Origin of the sequence: Microcystis sp. LE19-41.2A, from assembly GCF_027530405.1 — a bacterium.
Classification (GTDB): domain Bacteria; phylum Cyanobacteriota; class Cyanobacteriia; order Cyanobacteriales; family Microcystaceae; genus Microcystis; species Microcystis aeruginosa.
The window spans coordinates 1-10,938 of record NZ_JAPZQJ010000095.1; the positions used below are offsets into that span (position 1 = coordinate 1).

8 protein-coding genes and 1 pseudogene are annotated in these 10,938 nt (G+C 43.8%); 5 read left to right on the forward strand and 4 right to left on the reverse strand.

From position 1 onward, the window contains the following. Positions 1–141: 141 nt before the first annotated feature. Positions 142–732, forward strand: a pseudogene (locus O9290_RS04085) (RNA-guided endonuclease TnpB family protein); the annotation flags it as partial. 48 nt (positions 733–780) lie between these two features. Here the strand turns inward: O9290_RS04085 and O9290_RS04090 are convergent. The 3 genes from O9290_RS04090 to O9290_RS04100 all read right to left on the reverse strand — a co-directional run bounded on the left by O9290_RS04090 (position 781) and on the right by O9290_RS04100 (position 2,919). After that, complete coding sequence (locus tag O9290_RS04090; RefSeq protein ID WP_002758665.1) at positions 781–1,158, reverse strand: hypothetical protein; 378 nt, start codon at positions 1,156–1,158, stop codon at positions 781–783. Between the two features lie 42 nt (positions 1,159–1,200). Beyond that, a complete protein-coding gene (locus tag O9290_RS04095; RefSeq protein WP_288057384.1) occupies positions 1,201–2,088 on the reverse strand; it encodes an alpha/beta fold hydrolase in 888 nt (295 codons plus the stop codon). A 117-nt stretch (positions 2,089–2,205) separates the two neighbouring features. After that, on the reverse strand, positions 2,206–2,919 hold the full coding sequence (locus O9290_RS04100) for an SIMPL domain-containing protein (protein WP_002758662.1): 714 nt from the start codon (positions 2,917–2,919) through the stop codon (positions 2,206–2,208). A gap of 518 nt (positions 2,920–3,437) precedes the next feature. Between O9290_RS04100 and O9290_RS04105 the strand changes: the two genes are divergently transcribed. From O9290_RS04105 to O9290_RS04115, 3 genes are all read left to right on the forward strand, one after another. Next, positions 3,438–4,397: an RpnC/YadD family protein gene (locus O9290_RS04105; RefSeq protein ID WP_288059931.1), complete on the forward strand. Its 960-nt coding sequence runs from the start codon at positions 3,438–3,440 to the stop codon at positions 4,395–4,397. A gap of 412 nt (positions 4,398–4,809) precedes the next feature. Further along, positions 4,810–5,412, forward strand: coding sequence for a Uma2 family endonuclease (locus O9290_RS04110; RefSeq protein ID WP_002758659.1), 603 nt, complete (start codon positions 4,810–4,812; stop codon positions 5,410–5,412). Positions 5,413–5,929: 517 nt separating this feature from the next. Then, positions 5,930–7,366: an NADP-dependent isocitrate dehydrogenase gene (locus tag O9290_RS04115; RefSeq protein ID WP_288059932.1), complete on the forward strand. Its 1,437-nt coding sequence runs from the start codon at positions 5,930–5,932 to the stop codon at positions 7,364–7,366. Positions 7,367–7,435: 69 nt separating this feature from the next. On the opposite strand, the gene O9290_RS04120 is transcribed toward O9290_RS04115, so the two are convergent. Beyond that, complete coding sequence (locus O9290_RS04120) at positions 7,436–10,156, reverse strand: valine--tRNA ligase (protein ID WP_288059933.1); 2,721 nt, start codon at positions 10,154–10,156, stop codon at positions 7,436–7,438. A gap of 381 nt (positions 10,157–10,537) precedes the next feature. On the opposite strand from O9290_RS04120, the gene O9290_RS04125 reads away from it, so the two are divergent. After that, positions 10,538–10,768, forward strand: coding sequence for a Uma2 family endonuclease (locus O9290_RS04125; RefSeq protein ID WP_502846442.1), 231 nt, complete (start codon positions 10,538–10,540; stop codon positions 10,766–10,768). Positions 10,769–10,938 lie beyond the last annotated feature (170 nt).

Genomic DNA, 10,938 nt, shown 5'->3' on the forward strand with positions numbered 1-10,938 from the left:
TAAATCCTTATCTGGCAAGAGACTTAATTGATTAGTTCGCTCTAGATAAAAAACAATTGACAAAAATCGCTAAATGCCTTTCTCTATAAGGGTTCCATCCCTTATAACCCCCGTCCATTGCATAACACAAACCGAAGAGCCATAAACGCACCAAAACCGTTAAAGAAACGATTGAAACGACTAAGAAAGGCACAGAAAAACCTTTCTAGAAAACAGAAGGGAAGTAAACGACGGGAAAAAGCCAGAAAACGAGGGGCTAAAATCCACGCAAAGATTAAGGACACTCACACTGATTTCTTGCATAAACTATCCACTAAAGTTGTTCGTGAAAATCAAACGATAGTTTTAGAGGATTTAAACACATCGGGAATGGTTAAAAATCGGAAGTTATCCCGTGCCATATCAGACTTAGGATGGCGTTCTTTTCGAGATATGCTATCAGCAAAATCTGATAAATATGGGCGTGATTTTCGGTTAATTTCCCGATGGGAGCCAACGTCTCAGCGATGTTCCTGTTGTGGGAATATCGGCGGTAAGAAAGCGTTAAATATCCGTGAGTGGGAATGTCTTTTCTGTGGGACTTTCCATGATCGAGACATCAATGCTGCGGTAAATATCAAGGTCGCCGGTGGGCAATCGGAGACTTTAAACGGACGGGTCGGAAAGCGTAAGACTTCTGTTAAAGAAGCCGCATCCTGTGAAGCGTTAACCCCATTGACGCGACTACCCTAAAAAGGTAGCGTGGTGAGGAATCACCGTCCGTTTACGGCGGTGAGGATGTCAACGGTTAGAAAGAGCGCAGTTTCCCCGCGACCAACCCCATTCTTCCACTCCCACGGAAATTTGCGAACCGGGACGGACATCTCCTTTCGATAAGTCTATCAGAGTCACACTGACTGCGGCGAATAGACTGCCACGATAAATCGGTTGTCCTTTGTTGTTAGTATTTTTAAAACTAAGGCTAGAAACTTGGGGGGGTTGACCGGAGCGCGTCCAGCGAATGCGCTCAAAACGTCCATTGAGAAATTCTGCCGAATAGGACCAACCGTTATTCATGCGGCCTTGACAAAAAAGCTGTTGTGTGGCTACAGTAGCAGGAATATTGACAGATAAACTCAGAAGGCTGAATGTACCGAGAGCGATCGGCAAAAATTTCATAAAAGTTGGCACTATAGGGTCAAATAATCCTATTATAAGTTCTTAGCTCGCAAATTTAACTATCGCGGCTGCGGTAAGTTCTGGTTTTTCGAGGTGGGGAACATGGCCACAGCGAGGAATCCAGACCAGTTGATTATTGGGCAAAGCCTGCTGAAATTTCTTCGCGTCTTCTGTGCCTAAAATTCGATCGTTTTCTCCCCAAATAATCAGAGTTTCTCGGTTTATTTTGCTTAATTTCGGCAAAAATGCCCCATAACCGCCACTTTTGGTAAAGGAGATTAAAGCCTCACTCCAGTGGGGACAATTCAGGTGCAGACTAGCACAGGTGCAAGCATCAACACTAGCCAAAGTTTGATCGAAATAGGCGGTACGACTGATATTTTGGCGCACGCGGGGATTGGCTAAAAAATTAGTTGCCCACTTATCGAGGGGAGAAAACATCAATTTACCCAAAACTGGGGGATTAGCTAGTCCTGCGCTGTCAATGAGGACTAATTTTGCCACTATTTCTGGGTAGGAGAGGGCAAAATCTAGGGCCACTGCACCCCCCATGGAAGCACCGACTAAAATTATCGGTTTGGCGATCGCAGTTCTCCAGAAATGGTAAAGATGGCTTTTAATAGTTTTCGGAGATACTTCTAAATCTGGGTATCGCTCAGTAAAACCGAAGCCGAGCAGATCTATCGCCCAAGTTTCCCTATTTTGGCAGAGGAAAGGTAGTAAACGCCGAAATTCCAGCAGGGAACTATCAAAACCGTGCAGGAGGAGAAAAGGCGGTTGACCTTGCCCTTGTTGACTATAGGTAGTTAGAATCGATCGGGGATAGATGGGGCTATCGATGGCAATTTGCTGGATATTTTCGAGGAGAGCAAGGGAGGTATCTTCGCTCAATCCCTCGCTAACAGTGGGTAAAAAGTTAGGATAATTCACGGATGAGGGGGACAGTTTTTTCTAGAGTTTCCGAACATCGGCGTTGATTTTATCAGCCTGTATCCAAGATTTCCGGTCAAAAAAACCCAGGCTGATAACTGATAGCTGAAAGTTATCTTAATAGCTAATTTCGAGGGTGACAGCAGCGCGCAGGGTTTGTTCCCCTCCGATAACCGGGCTACTGGCAGCATCGGCACTCCGACTCCGAAAAACCGCTTCTGAGCGAGCTATTGGCACGGGATTACCTGTATTACCCACTTGGATAGAAACCGTTTCTTTCGCCACTAAACCGAGGGCTTGTAACACGATTGTGGCCTGTTCTCTAGCTTGTTCCGTGGCTTTGATGAGAGCGGTTCTTTGGGCAGCTGCGATCGCTGATTCCCCAGCAGTAAAACTGACCCCATCGATGCGTGTTGCCCCGACTTTCACCGCTTCATCGATTAAAATCCCCGCTTGGGCTATATCGATCTGAAAACTAATCAAATTAGCCCCGATATAACCGATTAAACGTCTTTGGTTGTTGCTGAAGTCGTAATTGGGCTGTAAACTGATGCCGGTGGTTTCCAATTTTTCCACTTGACGGGAACGGAGAAATTTAACCACCGCATCGCTACGATTGGCGGTTTCCCGCTGCACTTTCCCCGCTTCTTTGCCTTGAACTTCTACCCCTAAGCGCACTACTGCTTGAGAAGTGGCGATATTTTCTATTCCTTCCCCCGTCACGGTAATTGTCCTCAATTCTCTTTCGTTTGCGTAACTAGGCATAACTAATCCGGTGTTGATGAGGATAAGGGACAGCAAAAAAGCCAAGCAAAATTTTCTGTAATTCATGAAAAATCCGTAGCGATCGATACTATATTTCGATTCTAGCCTTTATTTTGGGCAATTGAGTGGAAGATTATCCCTTTTCTGTCACTTTCGCAATATTGGTGACTAAGCTCTGGGAACTTGAAAAGGGGCCTTTAAGCAATGAGTGTGAAGAACCACAGAGACACAAAGAACACAAAGACCGATCGCTACTATATAAGTAGGTAGGCGTTAAAAGTTATCAGACACCCCCCTTATCAAGGGGGGCAGGGGGGATCGAACCTAAAATCCATTTTTAATTTAATTATAGCGTTTTTCAGTCTGCTGAGGTACAAAAGTTATGGGTTTTAGGCACTCATGCAAGAGGCAAAAGGCAAAAGGGAAGAAAAATAGGTGTACCTCACTAGCTTAGGAAACGCTATATAACCAGCTACTTAAGTTAAACTTGTTACACAGAACCTAGAAGAGCCGATAAATTCTCAAAACTTGCTATGATCTAACAAGATTGTTAATGCACTTTCTCGGATTAATTATCCCCTGCAATGACTCGCCAAATTCACGACCAATTTGCCAAGGAATATTTAGAAGAACTCTTAGCGTCTCTAGGGACGATTAAAAAGAGCAAGAAAGTCAAGAGTGAAGTTCAAGAAATCGATGTCTGGTTTGAACCAGACAGTTCAGCATCAAGGACTGAATTACCCTTGGGGTTACTCGGTAAAATGGCGGCGACTTGCTGCTTATTTGAACCCTTCCGTAACCCACCCTCGGAGGTAGAGATTCGCAGTTGCATCTCAAAGTTATATGCGGTTCATGGCGAAGTCTTAAGGAAGGCGAAACGGACAAACAAAACTCTAACAGAAGCTGAACTACCAGTTCTCTGGATTTTAACGCCTACTTTTTCGGCGAGAATGATTGAAGAAGTCGTGGGAATCTCCCCTTCATTCCTACCGGAAGAGGGGATGAAAGAGGAGTGGGGAAAAGGCGTTTATTTTTCCCCTAGCCTGTTCAAAACAGGAATCGTCGCCATCCATCAATTACCAGTCAATGAGGAGACTTTATGGTTGAGGGTGCTAGGGAAAGGAGGGACACAGAAACGAGCAGTAGAAGAATTAGTGCAATTGCCTGAAGGTAATCCTTTCCAAGAGAATTTACTGGAAATTCTGGCCAACTGGCGCAAGAGTTTGGAATTAAGAGATAATTTAAGTGCCGAAGAACAGGAGGAGATTATGAACCTATCACCAGCTTATCTAAAACAACGAGAAGAGTGGAAACAAGAAGGGATACAAGAAGGGATACAAGAAGGGATACAACGAGGTAGTTTAGAAGAACGGTATTCCCTGATAACCAGTCTTCTGGAAGGACGCTTTGGCAGCCTAGATGCAGAATTATCTGGTCTGGTGGAACAGATTGCCCAACTTCCTATCTCGGAACGCACCAGGTTACTTCTTTCTCTGGCTAATTTATCTCGCTCAGAACTGTTAGAAAGATTCAGGGAAAATTAAACTTTCAATACCCCTAAGCTAGGAAAAACTATCCCCAAGCATTAATAGAAAACGGGTTTCTCGGAGAAACCCGTTTTCTGTGCGTTACTCAACGGATTTAGTATGACAACTGATAAAAACCCCTCCAATTAATGAAGGGGAATTGTCGGATTTTATTGATGGTATTAGGAGACTTTTGCGGTTTCTTTTTCTGAAAAGACGGACGACAAAACAGCACACACTCCCCAAACAAACTGTATTTTAAGCTACATTTTTATAAATATTTACATTCCTCTCCGTCAGGCTTCTTTAGCAACGTTAAGAGCGATCGCCTTCTATCTTTTAGTAGTCAATAATGCCGTTGACAAGAGCTAAGTTAAGATTGAAGGGCATTCAGTTGTTAATTCGTGTAATTCTTGAGTAGGGCGAAAATATGACGACACTACTTGTACAAGCGACCTCGGCTCCTTTGATGATTGATCTTCCTTGGATTATGCCGATGACGGAGGAGCAATTTTATGAATTTTGTTTAGCCAATCGAGATTTACGCATTGAACGCAGTGCTAGTGGAGAAGTGATCGTTATGCCCCCTGCTTTTTCAGATACGGGTAATCGCAATCTTAATATAGCTGTGCAACTGGGGAGTTGGTCAGAACTAGATGGGACGGGGCTTGGGTTTGATTCTAGTGCGGGTTTTACGCTGCCCAATGGTGCGACTCGTTCACCCGATGCTGCTTGGATTAAATTAGAACGCTGGAATGCTTTAACAGAAAAACAAAAAGCCTCTTTTGCCCCCATCTGTCCCGATTTTGTCATTGAATTACGTTCTGCTAGTGATACAGTATCCAGTTTGCAGAAAAAGATGGAGGAATATATTGCCAATGGTACTTTATTGGGTTGGTTAATAGATCGCCAAAATCGCCAAGTCTATATTTATCGTCCCCATCGAGAACCGGAGATTTTAAATGCTCCTGAAACCATTAGTGGTGATCCAGAATTGCCGGGGTTTGTATTAGTAATGGCTAAGATTTGGTAAATGCGATCGCTGATGAAAGGTTCCGTCAATATAGAACAACTAAGCACGATTAACGCTGTTCTATATTGTTGCTCACGGGAATCCTCAACACTGATAGAACAGCGATAACTAGGGTTTGCTGAATAAATCTAAAAACCTTGTTGGGTAAGACTTTTAGACTTTTTGTCAATCAAAAAGTCCTGGAATGGGAGTGATCAGGGGGAAAATTCCTGGACTTTTTCCCTGAAAATTAGGTAGTTGACCACCTGAAAATCGATAAAACCCCACACCCCACACCCCACACCCTGCCCCCAGGAAAAGCTTTTTCAGCAAACCCTAAGTATCTACACATTTGACCGTCGGGCGGGCGGCTCTAGGCTTAACCCTACTCTCTGTCTCGGTTTCAGGCTTTTCCTCTAGGTTGTTTTGACGGAGATGCCAGCAAAGGAATCTTTAAGAAATTACCCAAAATCCCTGAGTATAGATATTGACGGCGCTAGACTCCCAACGTATAGATAAATACTGTTTCTGGAAGCCCATGACTGTGAGCTACGAAAAAATCACCCCACCGACAACAGGCTCGACAATTACTTTTTCTGACGGAAAACCTCTAGTTCCCGACGATCCGATCATTCCCTTCATTCGTGGTGACGGTACGGGGGTCGATATCTGGCCTGCAACCGAAAAAGTTATCGATGCAGCGATCGCCACAGCCTACGGTGGTCAAAGGAAAATCCATTGGTTTAAAGTCTATGCTGGCGATGAAGCTTGCGAAATCTACGGGACCTATCAATATCTACCCCAAGATACCTTGACAGCGATTAAAGAATATGGTGTCGCCATCAAGGGTCCCTTGACCACTCCGATCGGTGGCGGCATTCGTTCCCTGAATGTGGCTTTGCGGCAGATTTTTGACCTTTATGCCTGTGTTCGTCCCTGTCGTTACTATGCGGGAACCCCTTCCCCCCATAAAACCCCGGAAAAACTCGATGTCATCGTCTATCGGGAAAATACCGAGGATATCTATCTCGGCATCGAATGGAAACAAGGCACGGAAATCGCCGATAAACTGATTAATTATCTCAACACCGAACTAATTCCCGCCACTCCCGAACACGGTAACAAACAAATTCCTCTCGATGCGGGTATCGGGATCAAACCTATTAGTAAGACGGGTTCCCAAAGATTAGTCCGCCGGGCGATCGAACGAGCGCTGACTTTACCGAAACCGAAAAATCAAGTTACGCTTGTCCACAAGGGTAACATTATGAAATATACCGAAGGGGCGTTTCGGGATTGGGGTTACGAATTAGCTAAAAGTGAATTCCGGGATGTGTGCGTTACCGAGATGGAATCATGGATCCTGAGCAATAAGGAGAAAAACCCTGATCTGAGCATCGAAGATAACGCCCGCATGGTGGAACCGGGTTATGATGCCCTCACGGACGAGAAAAAAGCTAAAATCTGCCAAGAAGTTACCAGTGTTCTCGATGCTATCTGGGAAACCCACGGCAATGGGCAATGGAAAGATAAAATTATGGTTAACGATCGCATTGCCGATAGTATCTTCCAACAGATCCAAACCCGTCCCGATGAATACTCGATCCTCGCTACCATGAACCTGAATGGTGATTATCTCTCCGATGCGGCAGCGGCGATCGTGGGTGGTTTAGGGATGGGACCCGGGGCGAATATTGGCGATACTTGCGCTATTTTTGAGGCAACCCACGGCACAGCCCCTAAACACGCCGGTTTAGACCGAATTAACCCCGGTTCGGTGATTCTTTCTGGGGTAATGATGTTGGAATACATGGGATGGCAAGAAGCGGCCGATTTGATTAAAAAAGGCATCGCAGCAGCGATCGCTAATCGACAAGTTACCTACGATTTAGCGCGTCTGATGGAACCTCCCGTTAATCCTCCCCTGAAATGTTCCGAATTTGCCGATGCAATCATCTCCCATTTTGGGGATTAATTTTCCGGTTAGGGTAGCCTGAAAACTGCCCTATTTTTCGGAAAATCCCCAAAATAACCACTGCCTCCGTTAATGCAGGCGTTTTAATCGTTCTTGGAGAATTTGGGCTTGTTTTTCGGACTCTGCTAAAGCTTGCTTCGTTTTTTGGATTAAAGCTTCTGGAGCTTTTTCGACAAAGCTAGGTTTATTCAAGCGATCGCTCAAACTCTTGATTTCTCCTTCTACTTTACCTAAATTCTTCTCTAATTTCCCAGCCAATATCGATATATCAACCAATCCAGACAGGGGGATGAGGATTTCTACCGTAGCGACAACACCGGCGATCGCTTGATTGACTTCCTCGGTTAATTTGGCCGTCAAAATTAAGTTTTCAATCTTGGCCAAGTCTTTTAAGTACACTTGTCCGCGTTGCAGAATAGCTAATTCTTGGCTGTTTTCTGTCTGTAAAATTGCCGTGATCGTTGCCCCCGGTTTAATCCCCGCTTCGGCCCGCAAATTACGCAACACCCGAATACTTTCAATTAATAACTCAAAAGTATTTTCTAAGTCTAGATCGATCAGAGAACTATCAGCTATTGGATAGGTTTCTAAAGCCAAAACCTGCTGATTTTCTTGGGTTAAATGATGCCAAATTTCTTCGGTAATATGGGGCATAAAGGGATGTAATAGTTTTAATGTTCCTGCCAAGATAAAAGCCAAAGTTTGCCGGGCCGTGGCACAGGAAACCGATTCTTTATCCTTCCATAAACGAGTTTTCACTAACTCGATATACCAATCACAGAAATCGCGCCAGATAAATTCGTATAGACCTTTTGCCGCTTCTCCCATGCCATAATTTTCTAGATAATCTCTAGTTTTTTGCACTGTTTGATGATAACGAGATAAAATCCAGCGATCGGCTAATTCTAAATTTTCTAAAGCTGGTTCTCCCAATTCTTCTGGAGTTTTTCCCTCCAGATTCATCATCACAAAACGGGAAGCATTCCAAATTTTATTGGCAAAATTTCGGGCAGCTTCTACGGATTCCGATTCATCGGTTTTACGGTTGTATTGCAGACTGATATCCTGTCCTGCTCCTGCCACTTCTCGAATTAAGGTATATCGTAAAGCATCGGTTCCATATTTATCAATTAAAATTAGGGGATCGATGCCGTTATTGGCAGATTTAGACATCTTTTTGCCGTTTTCATCCCTAACTAAACCGTGAATATAGACATCTTTAAAGGGCATTTGTCCCGTAAAATAGCCCGCCATCATCGTCATTCTGGCCACCCAGAAAAAGATAATATCAAAACCGGTGACGAGGGTTGTGGTGGGATAATAGGTGTCTAGATCAAGGGTTTTTTCTGGCCATCCCATAGTCGAAAATGGCCACAATCCCGAGGAAAACCAAGTATCTAAAACATCGGGGTCTTGTTGAATAATTATATCCTCTCCATACTCCTGTTTGGCCTTGGCTAAAGCGGAGGTTTCATCCTGGGCAACGACGAAGGGAGTATGGTTAGTAATTTCGTTATTAGTTTCACTGATAATGTACCAAGCGGGAATTTGATGACCCCACCACAGTTGTCGAGAAATACACCAATCTTTTAGTTTAACTAACCAATCGCGATAAACTTTTGTCCATCTTTCTGGCACAAAACGGGGCGAGTTTTCCTGATCTAAACAGGCTAAAGCTTTTGTGGCTAAAGGTTCAATTTTAACGAACCATTGGGTAGATAAAAGGGGTTCCACGGGAACTTTACCTCGATCGCTATAGGGGACGCTATGGCGATAGGCTTCAATCTTAACTAAAAAACCGTCTTCATCGAGTTTTTTAACGACATTTTTGCGGGCAACAAAACGATCTTGACCTGCGAATATTCCGGCATTTTCGTTTAAACTGCCGTCTAAATTCATGATATTAATAAAGGCTAAATTATGGCGTTTACCCATCTCAAAATCCTTGGGATCGTGGGCCGGCGTAACTTTGACGCAACCGGTTCCGAATTCCAGATCCACCAATTCATCGGCAATAATGGGGATTTCTCGCCCCATTATCGGTAAAGTGACGGTTTTGCCGATTAAATGGCGATAACGGCGGTCTTGCGGGTTGACAGCGACACCAGTATCACCAAGCATGGTTTCGGGCCTTGTGGTGGCTACTTGAAGATAACCGCTACCATCGCTAAGAGGATAGCGAAAATACCAGAGATTTCCCTCAATTTCCTTGTTTTCCACCTCTAAATCGGAAACGGCCGACCGGGATTCGGGACACCAGTTAACTAAGTATTGACCGCGATAGATTAATCCGTCCTCATAGAGTTTGATAAAAGCAGTACGGACAGCATGGGAAAGTCCCTCATCCATGGTGAAACGTTCCCGCGTCCAATCGACGGATACCCCCAAGCGTCGCAGTTGATTAACAATGGTACTACCGGACTCCTCTTTCCATTGCCAAGCGCGTTCGAGGAATTTTTCCCTTCCTAGTTGATAACGGTCGGTTTTTTCGGCTTTTAATTGGCGATCGAGTATAGCTTGTACTGCAATACTAGCGTGATCTGTCCCGGGCAGCCAGAGGGTATTTTTGCCGGTCATGCGCTTGTAGCGAACAAGTGTATCAATCAAGGAACTCTCGAAAGCGTGACCCATGTGGAGACTACCGGTAACATTGGGAGGGGGGATGACTATACAGTAGGTTTCGCCGCCTTTTTCGGGGTTTGCTGTAAATATTTCTTGATTTTCCCAATATTGCTGCCATTTCGTTTCTGTGATCTTGGGATCGTATTGCTTCGATAGTTCCGAGGTCATGATGGGGGGATTCTACAATTCTTAGTTCTTTGTCAATTGTCCCACATTTGGGAGAGATCAAATTCTGGTTTAGTTGCTGGCTAAAAATTTTCAAGAGTCTTATTAAGATAGCTGTTATCTTTTGCTGGGGTAAATATAGCTAATTTCTGGTAACTTTTTTGTATCTCACCAGTATAATAATTGCTATAATCAATTGAGAGAGCTAATCAATAAGTGGGTAGGTATTAAAAACTTTCAGATGCCCCCCTATTAAGGGTAGGGTTGATTCATGAATCAACCCTACTTAATAAGGGGGAGATCGGCACCCCCCTTATTAAGGGGGACAGAGGGGATCGAACCTAAAATCCATTTTTAATTTAATTATAACCAGCTACTTAAATTATGACCATAGCCACAGATAAAAGTACCTATAGCTTTGCCGAATATTTACAACTAGAGGAAACGGCAGCCTATAAACATGAGTATCAAGACGGGGAAATCGTACCGATGACAGGAGGCACTACCGATCATAATAAAATTGCTCTCAATTTTGCCGCTTATTTAAAATTTGCCCTCAAAGGACAGAAATATAATATTTTTAGGCTCTTCGGGAATTGTTATGCAAATAATTAACTTAAAATAAAATTCGATGAGAGCGCCTACGCTCAAAAGTAGCTGAAATTCATACAGGGAGGGACTTGAGGCACAAAAGGGTTAATACCAAAAGATAGACAATTGAGTTAAGATTTGATATAATAGCCAAAAACCCGAGTATTTTACTTATGATGCTTGACAAATTTTTG

Coding starts and splice junctions, on each gene's coding strand:
- O9290_RS04090 (WP_002758665.1), bottom strand. CDS start 1,158: ATGAAATTTTTGCCGATCGCTCTCGGTACATTCAGCCTTCTGAGTTTA.
- O9290_RS04100 (WP_002758662.1), bottom strand. CDS start 2,919: ATGAATTACAGAAAATTTTGCTTGGCTTTTTTGCTGTCCCTTATCCTC.
- O9290_RS04105 (WP_288059931.1), top strand. CDS start 3,438: ATGACTCGCCAAATTCACGACCAATTTGCCAAGGAATATTTAGAAGAA.
- O9290_RS04110 (WP_002758659.1), top strand. CDS start 4,810: ATGACGACACTACTTGTACAAGCGACCTCGGCTCCTTTGATGATTGAT.
- O9290_RS04115 (WP_288059932.1), top strand. CDS start 5,930: ATGACTGTGAGCTACGAAAAAATCACCCCACCGACAACAGGCTCGACA.
- O9290_RS04120 (WP_288059933.1), bottom strand. CDS start 10,156: ATGACCTCGGAACTATCGAAGCAATACGATCCCAAGATCACAGAAACG.
- O9290_RS04125 (WP_502846442.1), top strand. CDS start 10,538: ATGACCATAGCCACAGATAAAAGTACCTATAGCTTTGCCGAATATTTA.